Annotated in this window: 18 protein-coding genes and 1 other RNA gene; 15 read left to right on the forward strand and 4 right to left on the reverse strand. The window is 71.4% G+C overall.

What is annotated here, in order from left to right:
• Positions 1–208: 208 nt before the first annotated feature.
• The 3 genes from AB0D31_RS24300 (at position 209) to prfB (ending at position 4,535) form a co-directional block, all read left to right on the forward strand.
• Positions 209–1,939 carry a serine/threonine-protein kinase gene (locus AB0D31_RS24300; RefSeq protein ID WP_362726777.1) on the forward strand — a complete coding sequence of 577 codons (1,731 nt, stop codon included), beginning with the start codon at positions 209–211 and terminating at the stop codon, positions 1,937–1,939.
• 153 nt (positions 1,940–2,092) lie between these two features.
• Positions 2,093–3,337: a serine/threonine-protein kinase gene (locus AB0D31_RS24305; RefSeq protein WP_362726780.1), complete on the forward strand. Its 1,245-nt coding sequence runs from the start codon at positions 2,093–2,095 to the stop codon at positions 3,335–3,337.
• Between the two features lie 91 nt (positions 3,338–3,428).
• Positions 3,429–4,535 (forward strand): peptide chain release factor 2, encoded by a 1,107-nt coding sequence (gene prfB / locus AB0D31_RS24310; RefSeq protein ID WP_362726783.1) that lies wholly within the window; start codon positions 3,429–3,431, stop codon positions 4,533–4,535.
• A 319-nt stretch (positions 4,536–4,854) separates the two neighbouring features.
• On the opposite strand, the gene AB0D31_RS24315 is transcribed toward prfB, so the two are convergent.
• Complete coding sequence (locus tag AB0D31_RS24315; protein WP_362726786.1) at positions 4,855–5,925, reverse strand: hypothetical protein; 1,071 nt, start codon at positions 5,923–5,925, stop codon at positions 4,855–4,857.
• Positions 5,926–6,133: 208 nt separating this feature from the next.
• Positions 6,134–6,325, reverse strand: coding sequence for a hypothetical protein (locus AB0D31_RS24320; RefSeq protein ID WP_362726788.1), 192 nt, complete (start codon positions 6,323–6,325; stop codon positions 6,134–6,136).
• 278 nt (positions 6,326–6,603) lie between these two features.
• On the opposite strand from AB0D31_RS24320, the gene ftsE reads away from it, so the two are divergent.
• The 5 genes from ftsE to ssrA all read left to right on the forward strand — a co-directional run bounded on the left by ftsE (position 6,604) and on the right by ssrA (position 10,636).
• Complete coding sequence (ftsE, locus tag AB0D31_RS24325) at positions 6,604–7,293, forward strand: cell division ATP-binding protein FtsE (RefSeq protein WP_362726791.1); 690 nt, start codon at positions 6,604–6,606, stop codon at positions 7,291–7,293.
• 46 nt (positions 7,294–7,339) lie between these two features.
• A complete protein-coding gene (ftsX, locus tag AB0D31_RS24330) occupies positions 7,340–8,257 on the forward strand; it encodes a permease-like cell division protein FtsX (protein ID WP_362726794.1) in 918 nt (305 codons plus the stop codon).
• Positions 8,258–8,380: 123 nt separating this feature from the next.
• The gene (locus AB0D31_RS24335; RefSeq protein ID WP_362726796.1) at positions 8,381–9,580 is read left to right on the forward strand and encodes a S41 family peptidase; all 1,200 of its coding nucleotides are present in this window, start codon (positions 8,381–8,383) and stop codon (positions 9,578–9,580) included.
• A 34-nt stretch (positions 9,581–9,614) separates the two neighbouring features.
• Positions 9,615–10,127 (forward strand): SsrA-binding protein SmpB, encoded by a 513-nt coding sequence (smpB, locus tag AB0D31_RS24340; protein ID WP_362726799.1) that lies wholly within the window; start codon positions 9,615–9,617, stop codon positions 10,125–10,127.
• Positions 10,128–10,266: 139 nt separating this feature from the next.
• Positions 10,267–10,636, forward strand: a transfer-messenger RNA (tmRNA) gene (ssrA, locus tag AB0D31_RS24345).
• A 153-nt stretch (positions 10,637–10,789) separates the two neighbouring features.
• On the opposite strand, the gene AB0D31_RS24350 is transcribed toward ssrA, so the two are convergent.
• Together AB0D31_RS24350 and AB0D31_RS24355 are read right to left on the reverse strand one after the other, a co-directional pair.
• On the reverse strand, positions 10,790–11,212 hold the full coding sequence (locus AB0D31_RS24350) for a hypothetical protein (protein WP_362726802.1): 423 nt from the start codon (positions 11,210–11,212) through the stop codon (positions 10,790–10,792).
• 54 nt (positions 11,213–11,266) lie between these two features.
• A complete protein-coding gene (locus tag AB0D31_RS24355) occupies positions 11,267–12,505 on the reverse strand; it encodes an MFS transporter (RefSeq protein WP_362726804.1) in 1,239 nt (412 codons plus the stop codon).
• Positions 12,506–12,606: 101 nt separating this feature from the next.
• Here AB0D31_RS24355 and AB0D31_RS24360 point away from each other — a divergent pair, with 101 nt between their 5' ends.
• The 7 genes from AB0D31_RS24360 to AB0D31_RS24390 all read left to right on the forward strand — a co-directional run bounded on the left by AB0D31_RS24360 (position 12,607) and on the right by AB0D31_RS24390 (position 21,615).
• Positions 12,607–13,617, forward strand: coding sequence for a LysR family transcriptional regulator (locus tag AB0D31_RS24360; RefSeq protein WP_362726807.1), 1,011 nt, complete (start codon positions 12,607–12,609; stop codon positions 13,615–13,617).
• Between the two features lie 152 nt (positions 13,618–13,769).
• Entirely contained in the window at positions 13,770–14,567 is a 798-nt protein-coding gene (locus AB0D31_RS24365) for a hypothetical protein (RefSeq protein ID WP_362726810.1), read from the forward strand.
• A 334-nt stretch (positions 14,568–14,901) separates the two neighbouring features.
• Entirely contained in the window at positions 14,902–17,004 is a 2,103-nt protein-coding gene (locus tag AB0D31_RS24370) for a bifunctional polysaccharide deacetylase/glycosyltransferase family 2 protein (protein ID WP_362726848.1), read from the forward strand.
• Complete coding sequence (locus tag AB0D31_RS24375) at positions 17,001–18,158, forward strand: acyltransferase (RefSeq protein WP_362726812.1); 1,158 nt, start codon at positions 17,001–17,003, stop codon at positions 18,156–18,158. Before AB0D31_RS24370 ends, AB0D31_RS24375 begins: the two co-directional genes overlap by 4 nt.
• 144 nt (positions 18,159–18,302) lie before the next feature.
• A complete protein-coding gene (locus AB0D31_RS24380) occupies positions 18,303–19,640 on the forward strand; it encodes a nitrate/nitrite transporter (RefSeq protein ID WP_362726815.1) in 1,338 nt (445 codons plus the stop codon).
• 103 nt (positions 19,641–19,743) lie between these two features.
• Positions 19,744–20,898, forward strand: a complete 1,155-nt coding sequence (locus tag AB0D31_RS24385; protein WP_362726818.1) for a uroporphyrinogen-III synthase — start codon at positions 19,744–19,746, stop codon at positions 20,896–20,898.
• 156 nt (positions 20,899–21,054) lie between these two features.
• Complete coding sequence (locus AB0D31_RS24390; protein ID WP_362726821.1) at positions 21,055–21,615, forward strand: ABATE domain-containing protein; 561 nt, start codon at positions 21,055–21,057, stop codon at positions 21,613–21,615.
• The last annotated feature ends 50 nt before the right edge of the window (positions 21,616–21,665 follow it).

Raw genomic sequence — 21,665 nt, forward strand, 5'->3', positions numbered from 1 at the left:
GGGCACGACCGTTCGGCAACCTTCTGTGCGAAGAGCGCGTCTTTCCGGAGAAGCACCGGACTGACACCGGGGAAGCACCGGAGAAGCATGAGAAGACGGTGAACAACCTGGTGGCGCCGGAGCCACGACCCGTCGCCGCCCCCAGGAGCGGCACTAGAGTGGGCCGGAAACCCACAGCAACCGACGCGAGCAGCAGGGAGCGCATGACGTGCGGCCGGTAGGCAGTAAATACCTGCTTGAGGAGCCGCTCGGACGCGGCGCCACGGGCACCGTCTGGCGAGCCCGCCAGAGAGAGACCGCCGGCTCCGAGGCATCCGTCGCGGGCGAGCCGGGCGAGACCGTGGCGATCAAGGTCCTCAAGGAGGAGCTCGCCAACGACGCGGACGTCGTGATGCGCTTCCTGCGCGAACGCTCCGTGCTGCTGCGGCTGCGCCACGACAACATCGTGCGCACCCGCGACCTGGTGGTCGAGGGCGATCTGCTCGCCCTGGTCATGGACCTGATCGACGGCCCGGATCTGCACCGCTACCTGCGCGAGAACGGCCCGCTCACCCCGGTCGCCGCCGCCCTGCTCACCGCGCAGATCGCCGACGCGCTCGCCGCGAGTCACGCCGACGGCGTGGTGCACCGCGACCTGAAGCCCGCCAACGTCCTCCTGGACGAGCGCGACGGCGTGATGCGGCCGATGCTCACCGACTTCGGCATCGCCCGCCTCGCCGACTCCCCGGGCCTGACCCGTACGCACGAGTTCGTGGGCACCCCCGCCTATGTCGCGCCCGAGTCCGCCGAGGGCCGCCCGCAGACCTCCGCCGTCGACATCTACGGCGCGGGCATCCTGCTGTACGAGCTGGTCACCGGCCGGCCGCCGTTCGCGGGCGGTACCGCGCTCGAAGTGCTGCACCGGCATCTGAGCGAGGAGCCGCGCCGGCCCACCACCGTGCCGGCCCCGCTGTGGACGGTCATCGAGCGCTGCCTCAGCAAGGACCCGGACCGGCGCCCGAGCGCCGAGAACCTGGCGCGCGGGCTGCGCGTCGTCGCCTCCGGCATCGGCGTGCACTCCACCCCGGCCCAGGTCGAGGCCGCCGACGGCGTGGGCGCGCTGCTCGCGCCCGACCCGGCGCCCGCACCGGTCCCGGACGCGCCGGGCGCGGCCGACCCGACCCAGGTGCTGCCGACCAACGCGGCCTCCTACGACCCGGCCGCGCGCACCTCGGTGCTGCCGCAGACCGGCCAGGGCCCGAACGCCGACCCGACGGCCGTCATGCCGCCGGTCCCGCCGGGGCAGCCCGCGTCGCAGGATCCGCACCCCTGGCAGTCCCAGCTCCAGGCGGCGCGCGACCGCAACGAGCAGACCCAGGTCGGCTACCTCTCACCCGACCAGGACCCGCTGCGCCGCCGCCCGCACCGCCAGCCGCAGCCCCCGCAGGGGTTCGGGCAGCAGGGCCAGCAGCAGGGCCAGCAGCAGGGCTACGACCAGCAGGGTCAGCAGCAGGGCTACGGCCGCCAGGGCGGTCAGCCTCCGCAGGGCTACGGTCAGCAGCGCCCGCCGCAGGGTGGACAGCGCCCGCCCCAGCACCAGCAGTACGCCCCGCAGCCCCAGCCCTACCAGCAGCCCCAGCAGCAGCACGCGCCTCAGCGGCAGCAGTACGCGCCCCCGCCGCAGCCCCAGCAGCCGCAGGCCCCCGCGCGCGAGCCGAGGGAGCCCCGCGAGCCGCGCCGGCGACGCAGCCCCAACCGGATGCGGATCCCGGGCCTCGGCTGTCTCAAGGGATGTCTCTTCACCTTCGTGCTGCTCTTCGTGGCCGGCTGGCTCATCTGGGAGCTGACCCCGCTCCAGGACTGGGTGGCCCAGGGCAAGAGCTACTGGCAGGCGATCGGTGACGGAATTTCGACGGTATCCGGCTGGATCAAGAGCATCGGCAACTCCACGGGCCAGTGATCACCGGCCCGTGGACGGGCGGGGAATGCCCCGGCCAGGACACGACTTCGTGGATTTGTCGACTTCCAGAGGGTGATTTCGGCGCCGGAAGTGAAGGTTGGCGTCCCGGCCGCGTAGCCTCAGCGTGCACAGCCAGCCGCTGAGGGAGCAGTCTTGGCACGGAACATCGGCAGCCGGTACACCGCCCACCAGATCCTGGGCCGGGGGAGCGCCGGCACCGTGTGGCTCGGCGAGGGGCCCGAGGGCCCCGTCGCCATCAAGCTGCTGCGCGAAGACCTCGCGGCCGATCAGGAGCTGGTCGGACGCTTCGTGCAGGAGCGCACCGCCCTGCTCGGCCTCGACCACCCACATGTGGTGGCCGTCCGCGACCTGGTGGTGGACGGCAACGACCTCGCCCTCGTCATGGACCTGATCCGGGGCACCGACGTCCGCACCCGTCTCGACCGCGAGCGCAGACTCGCCCCCGAAGCGGCCGTGGCCATCGCGGCCGACGTGGCCGACGGGCTGGCCGCCGCGCACGCGGCGGGCGTCGTGCACCGCGACGTCAAGCCCGAGAACATCCTCCTGGACATGCAGGGACCGCTCGGCCCCGGCGGCGCCCATCCCGCGCTGCTCACCGACTTCGGCGTCGCCAAGCTCATCGACACCCCGCGCCGCACCAAGGCCACCCGGATCATCGGGACCCCGGACTACCTCGCGCCCGAGATCGTCGAGGGCCTCCCGCCGCGCGCCGCCGTCGACATCTACGCCCTCGCGACCGTCCTGTACGAACTGCTCGCCGGCTTCACGCCGTTCGGCGGCGGCCACCCCGGAGCCGTCCTGCGCCGCCATGTGACCGAGACCGTGGTCCCGCTGCCGGGCATCCCCGACGAGCTGTGGCAGCTGATCGTCCAGTGCCTCGCCAAGGCGCCGGCCTCCCGCCTGCGTGCCTCCGAGCTCTCGGTCCGGCTGCGCGAACTGCTCCCCCTGGTCGCGGGCATGCCCCCGCTCGACGTGGACGAGCCGGACGCCGAGGGCGAGGAGGACGAGGAGCCGTACGAGGACCCGTATCCGACCACCCCCGCCACCCCCCGCCGCGGCGCGGTCCCGCTGGTGCCCGGGGCGCCGCACGACTCCGCGAACCGCGACACCCACACCAGCATGCGCGTGCCCGCCCCCGACGAGCTGGCCGGCGGCCCCCTCGGCACCGCCCGCGCGCCGCGCCCCGCGGGCGCCCCCCGGCCGGGCTCCGCCCGTCACCGCGCCGACCAGGTGCGCAGGCGCCGCCTCGTCCTGACGACGGCCGCGGTCGCCCTCGCCGCGGCGGTCGGCGTCGGCGGCTGGCTCGCCCTGAGCGACGACTCCGGTACGCAGTCGCCGCCGCAGGACACCAAGAACTCGGCGCCCGTCGCTCCCTAGGCCGTTCCCCGCGCGGCCCAGGACCCCGCCGGGCGGCCCGCGATCCGATGGCCCGGGGAACGCCGGAGCGCGCAGCCGTTACGCTGGACCCGTGGCAGTCGTCGATGTATCCGAAGAGCTGAAGTCCCTGTCCTCGACCATGGGGTCGATCGAGGCCGTCCTGGACCTCGACACGATGAGGGCGGATATTGCCGCGCTCGAAGAGCAGGCGGCCGCCCCGTCCCTCTGGGACGACCCGGAGGCGGCGCAGAAGATCACCAGCAAGCTCTCGCACCTCCAGGCGGAGCTGCGCAAGACCGAGGCCCTGCGCTCCCGGATCGACGACCTCGCGGTGCTCTTCGAGCTCGCCGAGGAGATGAACGACCCGGACACCCGCACCGAGGCCGAGGCCGAGCTGGAGTCCGTGCGCAAGGCGCTGGACGAGATGGAGGTCCGTACCCTCCTGTCCGGCGAGTACGACGCTCGTGAGGCGCTGGTCAACATCCGCGCCGAGGCCGGCGGCGTCGACGCCTCCGACTTCGCCGAGCGCCTGCAGCGCATGTATCTGCGCTGGGCCGAGCGGCACGGCTACAAGACCGAGGTGTACGAGACCTCGTACGCGGAAGAGGCCGGCATCAAGTCGACCACCTTCGTGGTCAGCTCGCCGTACGCCTACGGCACGCTCTCCGTGGAGCAGGGCACGCACCGCCTGGTGCGCATCTCGCCCTTCGACAACCAGGGCCGCCGTCAGACGTCCTTCGCTGGCGTCGAGGTGCTGCCGGTCGTCGAGCAGTCCGACCACGTCGAGATCGACGAGTCCGAGCTCCGCATCGACGTGTACCGCGCGTCCGGCCCCGGCGGCCAGGGCGTCAACACCACCGACTCCGCGGTCCGCATCACGCACATCCCGACCGGGATCGTGGTGTCCTGCCAGAACGAGCGCTCGCAGATCCAGAACAAGGCCAGCGCCATGAACGTCCTCCAGGCCAAGCTCCTTGAGCGCCGCCGCCAGGAGGAGCAGGCGCTGATGGACTCGCTCAAGGGCGACGGCGGCAACTCCTGGGGCAACCAGATGCGTTCGTACGTCCTGCACCCGTACCAGATGGTGAAGGACCTGCGCACCGAGTTCGAGGTCGGCAACCCGCAGGCGGTGCTCGACGGCGAGATCGACGGCTTCCTGGAAGCGGGCATCCGCTGGCGCAAGCAGCAGGAGAAGTAACCCCCGCACGCGGGTCCCTCACGCACCCGAAGGCGCCGGCCTCCTCATCGGAGGACCGGCGCTTTCCCGTTGTGGGGGTTGTGTGCGCCTCCGGCGGCGATTCGGTACGCAGTGCCGTGTGAGCCACGGCGCCACCGCCGAATTCGCTGGCGCAAGCGGTAATTGAGCCACTCAGCGCTTTGTCGACATCGGAACTCCCCGACGGGAGACGTCAGTTCGGGGTTTCTGTCACAGTCGTATTCCCGTACGCCCGGCAAGTGAGTCGATTTCGGACATTGCGTGCGCAACGACCTTGACGCCCTCTTTAAAACTGGCAAAGCTAACGCGCGGCACGCGTAACTCTGGGGCGTGTGTGACGGGGAGGGGCCTCACGGTTCGCCCGATGTTGCCGCCCCGGGCGCTGCTCCATGACGAGATCGGCTACTGGGGGTAGCAAGCAAATGACCAAGAACACGCGGGTCCGCTTCGCGCGGATAGCTGCCGGTGCGGTGATCGCCGCCGGCGCGTCCTTGACCGCCGCGGGCGCGGCCCAGGCCGTCGGCTCCGACGACAGCACCCCGCCCACCATCACCCTCGGCGGCACCTGCGGCCCGATTGACCCGCTGTGCAGCACCACGGGCGGCTCGGGTTCCTCGGGTTCGAGCTCTGAGGGTTCGTCCGGTTCGAGCTCCGAGGGTTCCTCGGGTTCCAGTTCCGAGGGTTCTTCGGGTTCGAGCTCCGAGGGTTCTTCGGGGTCCAGCTCTGAGGGTTCTTCGGGTTCGAGCTCCGAGGGTTCCTCGGGGTCCAGCTCTGAGGGTTCGTCCGGTTCGAGCTCCGAGGGCTCTTCGGGGTCCAGCTCTGAGGGTTCGTCCGGTTCGAGCTCCGAGGGTTCCTCGGGGTCCAGCACCGAAGGGTCGTCCGGTTCGAGCACTGAGGGTTCCTCGGGTTCGACGGGCAGCACCGGCTCCACCGGCTCCACCGGTTCGACGGGCAGCACCGGGTCCACCGGGAGCACCGGCTCGACCGGTTCGACGGGTTCCACCGGATCCACGGGCTCTACGGGCTCGACGGGCAGCACGGGCTCGACCGGCTCGACGGGCAGCACGGGTTCCACCGGCTCGACGGGGTCCACGGGCTCGACGGGGTCCACCGGTAGCACCGGCTCCACCGGCAGCACGGGCTCGACCGGCACCACTGGGTCAACCGGCTCCACGGGCTCGACCGGCACCACCGGATCCACGGGCACCACCGGTACCACCGGCACGGGCACCAGCCCCGACACCGTCGGGTCGCAGCCCGTCGAGCAGGGCCAGCAGAAGGAAGAGCTGGCCGCGACCGGTGCGGGCGGGACCACCTTCCTGATCATCGGCGCCGCGACCATGATCGCGGGCGGCATCGGCTTCCGCTTCATGCCGCGCCTGGTCAACGGCCGTAACGTCGCGTAACCGCTGACGGCGGCGGGCAACCCCGTCCGGGCTGCCACGCGACAAGAGGGCCCCGGGTGCGATCACGCACCCGGGGCCCTCTTCGCGTACGGCTATGACGTGTCCGTGTCCGTGGCCGTGTTCATGTACGGCTACGACGTGCGGACCGCCGCTCGGGCGGTCCCGATGGGCCGGTCAGACGGTCTGGTGGGCCAGCAGGGCGAGCGCCCCCACCAGCACGATCAGCAGTGTGACCAGCATGGCGGGGCTCAGGCCCCCCCACTGGTTCTCCTGCTGCAGGCGTTCCCGGTTCGCCCGGCAGACGCGACAGCGGCCCTCGCTCACGGGCGCCGCGCAGTTGGCGCACACCAATCGGTCATAGGTCATGCGCTCTCCTCCTCCCGCGCGGCGGAGCCGGCGCATACAACGGTCAAACCGCTATCTCTCCGCTCAACGCTCAGGGAAACGCAACCGTTCCCCCTACCACTGTGCCAGCTCCCGCGCGTTTCGGCGCGCCCGTCCGGATACGCTCCCCTGGCCCGCTCCACCCCCCGGGGCATGACCCACGGGACATAAGGGGCATCCCCGGACGGGGCCTGCGCGGGCTCGTCCGGTTCGCGTAAGGTCACGCACACCTATACTCCCGGCCGACCCGTGGTGCACCCGTGATCCGATTCGACAATGTCTCCAAGACCTATCCCAAGCAGAACCGACCAGCCCTGCGGGATGTCTCCCTCGACATCGAGAAGGGCGAGTTCGTCTTCCTCGTCGGCTCGTCCGGTTCCGGGAAGTCGACCTTCCTGCGGCTCGTCCTGCGTGAAGAGCGCGCCAGCCAGGGGCAGGTGCACGTACTCGGCAAGGACCTGGCCCGGCTCTCCAACTGGAAGGTGCCGCACATGCGGCGCCAACTGGGCACCGTCTTCCAGGACTTCCGGCTGCTGCCCAACAAGACCGTCGCGGAGAACATCGCGTTCGCCCAGGAGGTCATCGGCAAGCCGCGCGGCGAGATCCGCAAGGCCGTTCCGCAGGTCCTCGACCTGGTCGGGCTCGGCGGCAAGGAGGACCGCAGGCCCGGTGAGCTCTCCGGTGGTGAGCAGCAGCGCGTGGCCATCGCCCGCGCCTTCGTCAACCGGCCCATGCTGCTGATCGCGGACGAGCCGACCGGCAACCTCGACCCGCAGACCTCCGTCGGCATCATGAAGCTGCTCGACCGGATCAACCGGACCGGCACGACCGTGATCATGGCGACGCACGACCAGAACATCGTCGACCAGATGCGCAAGCGCGTCATCGAGCTGGAGTCCGGCCGTCTCGTACGCGACCAGGCGCGCGGCGTCTACGGCTACCAGCACTGAGCGCCGTAGAGCACTCGTCGAGCACTGAAAGGCTGAAATCGTCGCCATGCGCGCCCAGTTCGTACTCTCGGAGATCGGGGTCGGTCTCCGCCGCAACCTGACCATGACGATCGCCGTCGTCGTGTCCGTGGCCCTCTCACTCGCCCTGTTCGGCGGGACGCTGCTGATGCGGGACCAGGTCGACAGCATGAAGGACTACTGGTACGACAAGGTCAACGTCTCCCTCTTCCTGTGCAACAAGGCGGACGCCGAGACCGTCTCCCAGTGCGCCAAGGGCGCCGTGACGGCGCAGCAGAAGAAGGACATAGAGGCCGATCTCAAGAAGCTCGACATCGTGCAGAGCGTGGTGTACGAGTCGCAGGACGAGGCGTACAAGCACTACAAGGACCAGTACGGCTCCACCCCGGTGGCCAGCTCCATCACGCCCGACCAGATGCCGGAGTCCTTCCGGGTCAAGCTCAAGGACCCGCAGAAGTACAAGGTGGTGGCGACCGCCTTCGCCGGCCGCGACGGCATCGAGTCGGTGCAGGACCAACGCGGCACCCTGGACACCCTTTTCAAGATCCTCAACAGCATGAACGTGGCCGCGCTCGTGGTCATGATCATCATGCTGACCGTGGCCGTGATGCTGATCGTCAACACGGTGCGCGTCTCGGCGTTCAGCCGCCGGCGTGAGACCGGCATCATGCGGCTGGTCGGCGCGTCCAGCTTCTACATTCAGGCCCCGTTCATCATGGAGGCCGCGTTCGCCGGGCTGCTCGGCGGCATAGGAGCGGCCGGACTCCTCGTCCTGGCGCGCTACTTCATGATCGATCACGGTATGTCGCTGGCGCAGAACCTGAGCCTCATCAAGTTCATCGGCTGGGACGCGGTGCTCGCCAAGCTCCCGCTGGTGCTCGCCTCCAGCGTCCTGCTGCCCGCCGCGGCGGCCTTCCTGGCCCTGCGCAAGTACCTGAAGGTCTGACCCCGCGGGCTTCCTAAACCCGCGCGAGTCCCTGAAGGTCCGACCCCACGTGTGACATACGCCCCGGGCGCCGTAGGAGCAACTCTCCCTACGGCGCCCGACGCTTGTCCTAGACTCGGCGCCATGCTCGGCCCGGACCTCTGTCCCAGGCCCCGCGGTGTGCGCCGCGGGGCTGCTCTGGCGTTGGTCCTCGTGACCGTCCTGGCGAGCGCCGCCGCCACCAACTGCCTGCCGAGCGCCGCGCGCAGGCCCGCCGCGTTACCTGCCGGGTCCTCCGCCGCCCGCGACGTGGACGCACGGCAGGGGCACACGACCCGGGGTGGCGACCGCACCGCCGAGGACGTGACGCGCGCGGCCGCCGAGGCCGAGGCCGACGGCAAGTCGGGCACCCGGGCCGCCGAGGAGGCGGTGGGGCGCAGCGGCGACCGCTGGGGCGCGGTGTACGACAAGGCGGAGTACGAGCAGTACGCGGACGCCCTCGAAGGCCGCTACACCGGCGTCGGGCTCTGGCTCGCCGTCACCGGTGACGGCAGGACCGAGGTGACCCGCGTCCAGGCCGGCGGACCCGCCGCCCGCGCCGGCATCGAGCCCGGCGACGTCCTGCGCAGCGTCGACCACTGGTCCGCGGACGGCCAGCCCGTCACCGAGGCCGTCGCACGGCTCCGCGGGGACGCGGCCGGCAGCAAGGTCGTCGTCGGCCTGAGCCGGGGTGACCGCCGCTGGACCCGGACCCTGGACCGCGAGGTCCTCGCCGCCGAGGACGTGACCGTCACCAACCTCTCCGCGAAGGCCGTCGTGATCAAGGTGGCGGCCTTCACCAAGGGCTCGGGCGGGCAGGTGCGCAGCGCGGTGCGCCGGGCCCCGAAGGGCGCCGGGATCCTGCTCGATCTGCGGGGCAACAGCGGCGGCCTGGTCACCGAGGCCACCACGGCGGCCTCCGCCTTCCTCGACGGCGGTCTGGTCGCCACGTACGACGTGCACGGCCGGCAGCACGCGCTGTACGCGCAGAGCGGCGGCGACGGGGCGCGCCCCCTGGTGGTGCTGATCGACGGCGGCACCATGAGCGCGGCCGAGCTGCTCACCGGCGCGCTCCAGGACCGCGGCCGCGCCGTCACCGTAGGCTCGCGCACCTTCGGCAAGGGTTCGGTCCAGATGCCCACCGGGCTCGCGGGCGGCTCGGTGGCGGAGCTGACCGTGGGCCACTACCGCACCCCGGCAGGACACGGTCTCGACGGCTCGGGCATCACCCCGGACCTGCCCGTCACCGAGCACGCCCTCGAGCACGCCGAGACGGTCCTGAGCGGCCTCGGCGGCGCGACGTAAACCGCTTGCGCGGGGGTGAGAAAATGGCCGCACTATGGCTAAGAACACGGGCAAGGACAAAGAGAAGGACAGCAAGCGCAAGCTCGTCGCGCAGAACAAGAAGGCGCGGCACGACTACCTCATCATCGACACCTACGAGTGCGGTCTCGTGCTCACGGGCACCGAGGTGAAGTCGCTGCGCCAGGGCCGGGCGTCGCTGGTCGACGGGTTCGTGCAGATCGACGGCGGCGAGGCGTGGCTGCACAACGTGCATGTGCCGGAGTACGCGCAGGGCACATGGACCAACCACAGCGCGCGGCGCAAGCGGAAGCTGCTGCTTCACCGGGTCGAGATCGACAAGCTGGAGTCGAAGTCGGGGGAGTCGGGTCACACGATCGTGCCCCTCGCGCTCTACTTCAAGGACGGCCGCGCCAAGATCGAGATCGCGCTCGCCAAGGGCAAGAAGGAGTACGACAAGCGGCAGACCCTGCGCGAGAAGCAGGACCGGCGCGAGACGGACCGGGTCATCTCGGCCGCCAAGCGCAAGGAGCGCGCCAGCCTGCGGTAGCGCCCCACCTGGCCCGCGACGGCCGGCAACGGCCCTGTCACCCGGCCCGCGCGGAATGGGCTGGCACCCTCGGGCGTTGGTCACGTACGATGGCACTGCACCTCAGCGAAGGTGCGGCACCACCTTGAAAAAACAACATGGGGATGATCGGTTTCGACAGCGGATGTCGAAGCAGGGGAAGCGTGTCGAGGAAGCGGCAATGATCTCGTAAACCATATGTCGCAAACAATAATCGCCAATACCAAGCGCGATTCCTTCGCCCTCGCTGCCTAAGTAGCGACTTGCGAAGTGTCAGCCCGGGGCTGTTCCCGACCCGGATCCTGGCATCAGCTAGGGAACTAAACTTCTAGATCCGGTCACGGGGTCTAGGAGGAAATCAAACAGTGGCTGGGCCCGTCGGCGACTTGTTCGCGTGATTGCCGGGGCCGAGAAAATCGCAGCGAACTGCACACGGAGAAGCCCTGTTTTTGCACCGTTGGACGCGGGTTCGATTCCCGCCATCTCCACCGTCGAGGAGAACCGGAATGTCCCGGATTCTGCTCGCCCCATGTAGGCAGAGGCCCGGTCGCTTTCGAGCGACCGGGCCTTTGTCGTACCCGCGGGCCGGTGCTCGGACCGTACCCGCGTACTCGCGGGCCGTGCCCGGGCCGTGCCGCGGGAGGTCAGACCGCGGGCTGCTGTCCGGTCAGCATGCCGAGGAGCTGGTCCATCTCGTTGCGCCAGATGCGATGCACGTTCATACGGGTCGGCTTCGGCTGGCCGGGCAGCTGGCAGCGGAACGAACTCCACAGCGTGTTCCGACGGACATCGCTGATCATCTGCATCGCCTCGTGCGGCGGAATCGCCGTGACGAGCTCCTGCGGGCGGTTGCTCATCCGGCTCGCCCGGTGCAGCAGCACGGCCTGCTGGGTCACGGTGATGAAGTAATACGTCAGGAACGCCTGGCCTATGACGCCGATGAGGCTCATCAGCCACACGCTCGGGCCGGCTATCGCCTGGATCGTGACGATCGAACGGTCCTGCGGATTGGCCTGCGCGATCGCCTCGGCAACCTGCCGTTGAATCGTCGACTTCTTCATGGCCATGGGGATCGGCCTTTCCTGACACAGGGTCATACTCAAGCGAAGGGGGACGCCCGCTCATCCGCGGGGCGGTGCAGCGTACCGCCCGCGTCCGGCGGCGCTCACCACCAGGGCGAGGGACGCCGCGCAGACCGGGACCAAGTAGCCCATCCCCGCGCCCGCTTGCTCGACGAGCTGCCCGCCGAGCGCCGATCCCGCCGCGATGCCGGCGAGGATCGCGGTGACGGCGAGGGTCATGCCCTCGTTCAACTGGCCCGGCGGGGTGAGCCGCTGCACCAGGGTCATGCCGGTCACCATGGTGGGCGCGGTGGCGGCGCCCGCGCACAGCAGGGCCGCGGCGAGCACCGTCAGCGAGCCGCCCGTCCGCGCCGCGAGCAGCGGCAGACACATCAGGACGCTCATGGCCCCGACACACACGATGAGCCGCCCCGGCACGTTCCGCGCGGGGCGCACCGTGCCGTAGACGAGCCCCGCGGCGCCGGACCCGGCGGCCTGGAGCGCGAGTACGGCGCCCGCGGCCGAGCGGTGGCCCAGCCCGTCGGCGTACGCGATCGTCGCGATCTCCAGGGCGCCGAAGACCGCGCCGGTGGCCAGGAAGACGGCGAGCAGAGACGCGAACCCCCGTGTGCGGACCGGGGAGTTGGCGGCGCCCGTACGGGGTGAGGGGGGCGGCTCGGTCGTGCGCTGCGCGGCGAAGAGCAGCACGCCCGTCATGAGCAGGACCGCCCCGACGAGGGTGCCGGCCTCGGGGAACAGGGCCGAGCACAGGAACGCGGCGGCGACCGGCCCGGCCATGAAGCAGAGTTCGTCGGCGGCCTGCTCGAAGGAGTTGGCGGTGTGCAGGGCTGCCGCGTCCCCGGGCGAGGAGCCCGGGTGCAGATGGGCCCAGCGGGCGCGGGACATGCCGCCGGTGTTGGGGGTGGTGGCGGTCGCGGCGTAGGCGGCGAACAGGGTCCAGTCGGGGGCGCCGAAGCGTACGCACAGGAGCAGGGCGAGCGAGCTGAGCACCGCGATCGCCGTGGCGGGCACGGCGATGCGGGCCTGGCCGTACCGGTCGACGAGCCGGGCCGTCCAGGAGGCGACGAGGGCGGTCGCGGCGAGCCCGGTCGCGGTGACCGCACCGGCCAGCGCGTACGAACCGCGCGCACCGGCGATCATGATCACGGCGCTGACGCCGAACATGCCCATGGGGAGCCGGGCGACGAGATTGGCCAGGGTGAAGGCGCGGGCGCCGGGGGTGCGGAAGAGGCGTATGTAGGGGTTGGGGCGGCGGGGGAGCAGAGACGTTCGCGGCATGCGCCGATCCTTTCCGGGGCGGCGCACGGCGGTCCAACACCTGGTGAAAGCCCATTCACGCACTCTTGTTGTCAACAGGTCCGATGCTGTTGACTGCCCGCGTGCCCCGCGACGCCGACCCCCGCCTGCTGCGCTGCTTCGTCGCCGTCGCCGAGGAGCTGCACTTCACCCGCGCCGCCGCCCGGCTCTTCGTCGCCCAGCAGGCCCTGAGCCGTGATGTCCGGCGTCTGGAACGGGAGTTGGGCGCCGAACTCCTCATGCGCACCACCCGCGCCGTGGCGCTCACGGCGGAGGGGGAGCGGCTGCTTCCGTACGCCCGCCGGGTGCTTGCCGCCCACGACGAACTGCGGGACGCGTGGGCGGCCCCGGGGGAGGAGCGGCCGCTCCTGGTCGATGTCTCGGCGCCCGTCGGCACCGGCGCGCGGGTGCTCGCCGCGGCCCGCGCCGAGGCGCCCGGGACCGAGTTCGTGGCCCGCTACATCAGCGGCCTCACCGGCGCCGCCGCCGAGATACTCGCCGGACGCCTCGACGTCTCGTTCGGCCGGTCGGCCGGACTCGACCCGGCGGTCCTCGCGGGCCTGCACCACCAGCCGGTGCGCTTCGAGCGGATGGCGGTGCTGCTCGACGCGGACCACCGGCTCGCGCGCCTGGCCGAGGTGCCGCTCGCGGAGCTCGCGGGCGAGACGCTGTACGTGGCGGCGGGCAATCCGGCCACCCTCGAATGGACCGACCTGGCCCGGCGGCTCTTCGCGGGCCGGGGCATCGAGGCGGCCGCGCCGTTCCCGGAGATCGCGGGCGAGGAGGAGTTCGTACGGCTGGTGCGCAAGCGCGGCTGGTCGGTGCTTGCCAGTACCGACTTCATGAAGGTGCCCGGCATGGTGGTGCGTCCGCTGACCGCGCCCGTGCCGCTCGCGCCGGTGTCGATGGTGTGGCGCAGAGGGCTCGCGCACCCCGGCGTCGGCGTCCTGCGACGGGTCGCGGCGGAGGCCGCGGCCGCGCACGGATGGCTGACGAGGCCCCCCGGAAGCTGGCTTCCCGAGCCCGACTTGTCCCTGATGGTGGTCGATGCCCCGGATGTGGGGCGGCTAGGGGAAACATCACGCGATACGTGAACACGTGTCCACAGCGGCGTGCGCTACATTCAACGCCCGGGTGCGGCGGGATAGTGGGGGCGCGAGGAACGGGTGGGGTTTCCCTGTTCCGGATGTGGCGCCCGGGAGTCGTGCGCGCAACCCGCGGAACACATCAGGGAGTGCGTACGAACATGGACAGTCGGATACAGAGCGGGCCGGGCGGTCAGCCCCGCACCGGCCACGCGGCCAAGGAACACCCGAAGCACGACGCCACGATGCAACTGGGCGTCTTCGCCGAACAGTTGATCAAGCCCGGGACGACGGAACGGGCGACGGACCGGGCGACGGCCGGGCGCGAGCCGGCGGACCGGACGGTCAGGATCGAGACCCTGGACCGGATGGCCGGGACCGGGCAGACGGACCGGATGGTCAAGGCCGAGCGGACCGACCGGGCACCCGAGCCGGTGGAGCGCTCCGCGACGCAGAAGATCCCCGTCTTCCGGCCGCTCGCCGCCATCCCGAGCCAGCGGGGCCACGACCGTCCCGTTTTCGTCGACGCGAGCGGACGCCGCGGCAAGAAGCTGCGCTGGCTCGGCTGGGCCTTCGGGCTCGCCGCCTTCGGCTTCGCCGTGGCGCTCGTCGGCTCGCTGCTCGGCGGCAGCTCCAGCGCCCCCGGCCTGACGATCCCCGACGGCAAGGCCGACGCCGTGACGGCCCCGCCGAAGGCGACCGCCTCGCAGGCCGCCAAGGCCCCGCAGCCCAAGGCGTCCCCGAAGAAGATCGTGGCCCCCACCCACAGCGTCCCCAGGGCGCCGTCGCCCAAGGCCTCCAAACTCTCCAAGCCCTCCCAGTCCGCCGGGGGTTCGCACAGCGCGACCCCCGCCACCGGGCACAGCCCGGTGAAGACCAAGGCCTCCCCGCCCGTCGGCGCCTCCACCAAGCCGACCGGCCACGTCGTGGCCCCCTCCGGCGGCAGCACCGGCGCCTGACCTTCGCCGTACCGGCCCGCCCGCAGCGGCCGGAACCGCATCCCCACGCCGCCGGCCCGTCCGGCGCACCAGCGAACGCCGGGCCGTCCGGCGCGTGAACACCGCCGGCCCCACCGGCTCCCGAGCAACGCCGGCTTGACCGGCTCCCGAGCAACGCCGGCTTGACCGGCGACTGAGCACCGCCTCGACGGCCCGCCCGCAGCGGCCCGGACCGGCGGCCCTGTGCACCAACCCCGTACGGCCCGCAACGGCGTACCGGCCCGAAGGCGTAACGACACCTGCCATGAGAACCACCCAGGCCAAGCCGCGGCCGACGCGGCGCAAGCGGCTGCCCATGCGGTACCTGCTGCCGCTCCTGCTCCTCGTCGCGCTCGTCGCGATGCTGATGCTGCGCGGCTATGTGCACAGCGAGATCTCCGCGGACCACCGCGTGCGCGACCCCGCACCCACCGACAAGGTGCCGGAGAAGATCATCGACGGTGGTCCGGTCATCGACGCGCGCAACCCCGACAAGCCGGCCAGCCTGGAGATCCCGGACCACAAGATCGTCCTCACCTTCGACGACGGCCCGGACCCCACCTGGACCCCGAAGGTCCTGGACGAGCTGAAGAAGTACCACGCGCACGCCGTCTTCTTCGTCACCGGAACCAACGCCTCGCGCTACCCGGACCTCATCAAGCGCATGGTCGCCGAGGGCCACGAGGTGGGCCTGCACACCTTCAACCACCCCGACCTGTCCTACCAGTCGAAGTCCCGGATCGACCGCGAGCTCTCCGAGAACCAGCTCGCCCTCGCGGGCGCCGCCGGCGTGCACAGCTCGCTCTTCCGGCCGCCGTACTCCTCCTTCGCCGACGCCATGGACAACGACACCTGGCCGGTCGTGCAGTACGTCGGAAGCAAGGGCTACGTCGTGGCGCTCGACTCCACCGACAGCGAGGACTGGCAGCGGCCCGGCGTCAAGAAGATCATCCACAACGCGACCCCGGAGGACGACAAGGGCGCCATCGTGTTGATGCACGACTTCGGCGGCGACCGCTCGCAGACCGTGGCCGCGCTCGACAAGTTCCTGCCGGACATGCAGGAGTCGGGGTACACCTTCGTCAACCTCACCACCGCGCTGGGAGCGCCGAGCGCCCTGACCCCGGTCACCGGCATGGACCTGTGGAAGGGCGAGGCGTTCGTCGGCGCCGTGCAGGTCGCCGAGCACACCACCGACTTCCTCGTCGTGGGCCTCGCCGTCATCGGCGTCCTGGTCTTCGCCCGCTTCGGTCTGATGCTGGTGCTCTCCTTCGTGCACGCCCGCAAGGTCCGCAGACCGGACTTCCGGTGGGGGCCGCCGGTCACCGAACCGGTCTCGGTGCTCGTGCCCGCGTACAACGAACGTGAATGCATCGCCAACACCGTTCGTTCGCTCATGGAGAGCGACCATCCGATCGAAGTGATCGTGATCGACGACGGTTCCAGCGACGGGACCGCCGACATCGTCGAGGCGCTCGGCTACCCCAATGTGCGCGTGGTGCGCCAGGAGAACGCCGGTAAGCCCGCCGCCCTCAACAACGGCATCGCGCACGCCCGTTATGAACTCGTCGTGATGATGGACGGCGACACCGTCTTCGAGCCGTCGACCGTACGCGAACTCGTGCAGCCCTTCGGCACCACGCGCGTCGGCGCCGTGGCCGGCAACGCCAAGGTCGGCAACCGCAACTCGCTCATCGGCGCCTGGCAGCACATCGAGTACGTGATGGGCTTCAACCTCGACCGCCGCATGTACGACCTGATGGGCATCATGCCCACCATCCCCGGCGCGGTCGGCGCCTTCCGCCGCCAGGCACTGGAACGGGTCGGCGGCATGAGCGAGGACACCCTCGCCGAGGACACCGACATCACCATGGCCATCCACCGCGACGGCTGGCGGGTGGTCTACTCCGAGAACGCCCGCGCCTGGACCGAGGCCCCCGAATCCGTCCAGCAGCTGTGGTCGCAGCGCTACCGCTGGTCGTACGGCACCATGCAGGCGATCTGGAAGCACCGAGGCGCCATCAAGGACCGCGGCGCCTCCGGCCGCTTCGGCCGCTTCGGCCTCCCGCTGGTCGCCCTGTTCATGGTGGTGGCCCCGCTGCTCGCGCCGCTCATCGACATCTTCCTGCTGTACGGGATCGTCTTCGGCAAGACCGAACAGACCATCGTGGCCTGGCTCGTCGTCCTCGCGATCCAGGGGGTGTGCGCGGCGTACGCCTTCCGGCTCGACAAGGAACGCCTCACCCACCTGCTGTCCCTGCCGCTCCAGCAGGTCCTGTACCGGCAGCTGATGTACGTGGTGCTGCTCCAGTCCTGGATCACCGCGGTGACCGGCGGCCGGCTGCGCTGGCAGAAGCTGCGCCGCACCGGCGTGGTCGAGGCACCCGGCAACCCGGCCGAGCGGAAGGTCGCCCGATGAGCTCCTACGTGGAGGTGCCGGACGCGGTGGCGACACCGCCCGCCCCGGCACCCCGGACGCCCGTGCGCGACCGGTACTTCGACTTCCTGCGCGCCCTCGCCCTGTTCCGGGTGGTGCTCTACCACCTGATGGGCTGGGCCTGGCTGCCACTCGCCTTCCCCTCCATGGGCGTGATGTTCGCGCTCGCCGGCAACCTGATGGCCCGCTCCCTGAAGCGGCCCGCCGTGCAGGTCGTCCGCGGCCGCATGCGCCGCCTCCTGCCGCCGATGTGGCTGCTCGGCGCGGTCGGCATCACCGGCATGCTCGCCCAGGGCTGGGGCCCCGACTCCGACGGGCACCCCGCCTGGTGGTGGGGGCACCTGCTGTTCTGGGTGGTCCCGCTCAGCGACCCGCCGTACGGGGCCGACCTGCCCGGCATCCACCACATCCTCGGCGACAACTGGGGCGCCAACCTCGCCGAGCCGCTCTGGTACCTGCGCGCCTACCTGTGGTTCGTGCTGCTCTCGCCGCTCTTCCGGGCGATGCTCCGCCGCGCCGCCTGGCCGACGATCCTCGCACCGGTCGCGCTCTCCGCGCTCCTGGAATTCGTCGACCTCGGCCTTCCCGAACGCATCGACTCCGCGCTCACCGACTTCGCCACCTTCGGCGCCTGCTGGATCCTCGGCATGGCCCACCAGGCGGGCGTCCTGCGCAAGATGCCGAACTACCTGGTGCCCTCGCTCGCGCCCATCGTCATGGCGGTCGGCTACGGGTGGGCGGTGCACGGCGGGTTCTCGATCACCGGGTCCACGGAGCTCGACTCGATCCCGCTCGCCCAGACCCTGTGGTCGCTCGGCGCGGTGCTCCTGCTGCTGCACATCAGCCCCTCGTGGGCCCAGTGGCCGGCCCCGCTGCGCCGCTGGGACCGGCTGATCACCCTGCTCAACTCCCGTGCCGTCACGGTCTATCTCTGGCACAACCTGTGCATCCTGGTCGCCGCCACCGTCTGGGACGACCTGTGGAGCATCGATGCGCTCGCGGGCTGGGGCGAGTTCCTCAACAGCTCCTGGCCGGTGCTCCTGGTGACCTGGGTCCTCATCGGCCTGTGCGTGGTGTGCTTCGGCTGGGTCGAGGACGTCGCGGCCAAGCGCAGGCCACGGCTCTGGCCCGTCTGACACGGCGGCGCGGGCGGCGGTCTCACCACCGCCGCCCGCGCCGCGTGAAGACACGGTTGCACCCCGGTCACCGGGCGGCACGCGGCTGAAACCCGCCCTCCCTACGGTCGCTCCCACGAGTGGCGAACCGACCGTGGAGGCATCATGACCGGCCGTTGGATCGAACGCTGGGACCCGGAGGACGACACCTTCTGGCGCGAGCGGGGCGCACGTGTCGCCCGGCGCAACCTGTATCTGTCCGTGCTCTGTGAACACATCGGGTTCTCCATCTGGAGCCTGTGGTCGGTGATGGTCCTCTTCATGGGCCCGGCCTACGGAGTCGACCCCGCGGGCAAGTTCTTCCTCATCTCGCTCGCGACCCTCGTCGGCGCGCTCGCCCGCATCCCGTACACCTTCGCCGTCGCCCGCTTCGGCGGCCGCAACTGGAGCGTCTTCAGCTCGCTGCTGCTGCTGGCCCCGGCCGGCGCCGCCTGGTTCGCGATGCAACCCGGCACCTCGTACAGCACATTCCTCCTCGTCGCGGCCCTGGCCGGAGTCGGCGGCGGCAACTTCGCCTCCTCGATGACCAACATCAACGCCTTCTTCCCGCTGCGCGAGAAGGGCTGGGCGCTCGGCCTCAACGCGGGCGGCGGCAACATCGGCGTACCGGTCGTGCAACTCGTCGGGCTGCTCGTCATCGCGACCGCGGGCGCCGGTCACCCGCGCGTCGTGCTCGCCGTCTACCTGCCGCTCATCGTGGCCGCCGGAATCGGCGCCGCGCTCGGAATGGACAACCTGGCGCCGGTACGCAACGACACCGGCGCCGCCGTGGCGGCGCTGCGCGAGCGGCACACCTGGCTCATGGCCTTCCTCTACCTCGGCACGTTCGGCTCGTTCATCGGCTACAGCTTCGCCTTCGGCCTGGTGCTCCAGACCCAGTTCGGGCGCACCCCGCTCCAGGCCGCGTCCCTCACCTTCATCGGGCCGCTGCTCGGCTCGGTGATCCGGCCCCTCGGCGGCCGCCTCGCCGACCGCCACGGCGGCGCCCGCATCACCCTGGGCACCTTCGCCGCGATGGCCGCCGCGACCGGCGTCGTCCTGTACGCCTCCGTCCACACCTCGCTGCCCGTCTTCCTCACCGGGTTCATCGCCCTGTTCGCGCTCAGCGGGCTCGGCAACGGCTCCACGTACAAGATGATCCCCGCCATCTTCCAGGCGCAGGCGTACGCACGCGGTCTCACCGGGCAGGCCGCGGCGGCCCACGGGCGGCGCCTGTCGGGGGCGGCCATGGGTCTTGTCGGGGCGGTCGGCGGGCTCGGCGGGCTCGCCGTCAACCTCGCCTTCCGCCAGTCCTTCCAGAGCTCCGGCACCGGCACCGCCGCCTTCGCCGCCTTCCTCGTCTGTTACGCGGCGTGCTCGGCGGTGACCTGGGCGGTGTACGTCCGTACGCCCGCGAAGGCGCCCTCCCGCGCCGAACCCGCGCCCGCCGGAGCGAACGTGTGATCCTGGTCGGCGCGGCGGCCCGTAACAGCGGGGAAACCACCGTGTACCCCGCACGTCACGCCCCGTTGGCAGGCTCGGCCGTCACCGCACCACCTGGAGAGTCATGACCGCAGCACCACAAGCGGCCGCACCCCACGGGCCGCTCGCCGGGTTCACCGTCGGGGTCACCGCCGCCCGCCGCGCCGACGAACTCGCGGCGCTGCTCACCCGCCGCGGCGCCACCGTGCTGCACGCACCCGCACTGCGGATCGTGCCACTCGCCGACGACAGGGAACTCCTCGCCACCACAAGGGAGTTGATCGCCTCGGCCCCCGACACGGTGGTCGCCACCACCGCCATCGGGTTCCGCGGCTGGATCGAGGCAGCCGACGGCTGGGGAATGGGCGACGCCCTGCTCGCCACCCTGAAGGGCGTCGAACTCCTCGCCCGCGGGCCCAAGGTCAAGGGCGCGGTGCGCGCGGCGGGGCTCACCGAACGCTGGTCGCCCTCCTCCGAGTCGATGGCCGAAGTCCTCGACCGGCTGCTCGCCGAGGGAGTGGCGGGCCGGCGCATCGCGCTCCAACTGCACGGCGAGCCGCTGCCGGGCTTCGTGGAGTCACTGCGGGCCGGTGGCGCCGAGGTCGTGGGGGTGCCGGTGTACCGGTGGATGCCGCCGCAGGACATGGCCCCCCTCGACCGGCTCCTGGACGCGGCCGTGTCGCACGGCCTCGACGCGCTCACCTTCACCAGCGCCCCCGCCGCGACCTCGCTCCTGAACCGGGCCGAGGGACGCGGCCTGCTCGACGCGCTACTGCTCGCCCTGCGCGACGACGTGCTGCCCGCCTGCGTCGGCCCCGTCACCGCCCTGCCGCTCCAGGCCCGCGGCGTCACCACGTCCGCCCCCGAACGTTTCCGCCTCGGACCCCTCGTCCAACTCCTGTGCAGCGAACTCCCCGGCCGCGCACGGAAGTTGCCGCTCGCGGGGCTTCGCGTCGAGATCCGCGGCCATGCCGCACTCGTCGACGGCCACCTGCGCCCCGTCCCCCCGGCCGGCATGGCCCTGCTGCGCGCCTTGGCGCGCCGCCCCGGCTGGGTGGTCCCCCGCGCCGACCTGCTGCGCGCGCTGCCCGGATCGGGCACCGACGAACACGCCGTGGAAACGGCAATGGCCCGCCTGCGCACGGCACTTGGCGCTCCGCGCATCATCCAGACGGTGGTCAAGCGCGGGTACCGTCTTGCGCTGGATCCGGGGGTGGATGCGAAGTACGGGGGCGGGTGAGGTGGGCCGGGGTCGCTGGGGCTCCGCCCCAGACCCCGTTCACGCCTGAAGGGCGCTGGCCACCCAGGGGTGCGGGGAGGGTTCCGGGGGCGGCCCCGGGCGGGCACTCTGGGGGGAGCACTCACCGGTAACCCCCGACTAGGCGGTGACAGGCGCATGGTGCGGTTCGACTCCGGGCGGATCTGTCTGGATCTGCTGGCGACCGGCACGTACGAGAGTGAACAACTGGGCGGAAGCAGCCAGTTGGTGCAGTGGCTGCTGGGGGTCGGGCTGCTGCCACGGGACGCGCCGCCCGGCGCGGTCGGCGGTGACTGGACGGTCCGGTTCCTGGAACTGCGCTGCTGCATCGAGCAGTTGATGCGGTCCGAGCTGGGCGCGTGCCCCGACGGCGCACCCGACGCCCTCGACCGGGTCAACGCACTCGCCGCCGCCCCGCCTCCGGGCGTACGCGCCGTCAGGGGTGCGGAGGGCGGGCTCGTCCGCGCACTGGACCGCGCGCCCGAGTGCGCCGCGCTGCTCGCCGCAGTCGCCCGGGACGCCCTCGACCTGCTCACCGACCCCGCCGCCCGGGCCCTGCTGCGTCAGTGCGAGGGCGACGGCTGTCGGCTGCTCTACCTCGACACCTCACGCGGGCGCCGACGCCGCTGGTGCTCCAGCGAGGTGTGCGGGAACCGCGAACGGGTGGCCCGGCACCGGCGCCGCGTCGCCGCGCTCTGAGGGGGCTCGCCGAGAAACCCGCGGCGGGCCGCCCAGAAAGTCGCCGCCGC

The sequence above is a fragment of the Streptomyces sp. NPDC048361 genome (assembly GCF_040651795.1).
GTDB lineage: Bacteria > Actinomycetota > Actinomycetes > Streptomycetales > Streptomycetaceae > Streptomyces.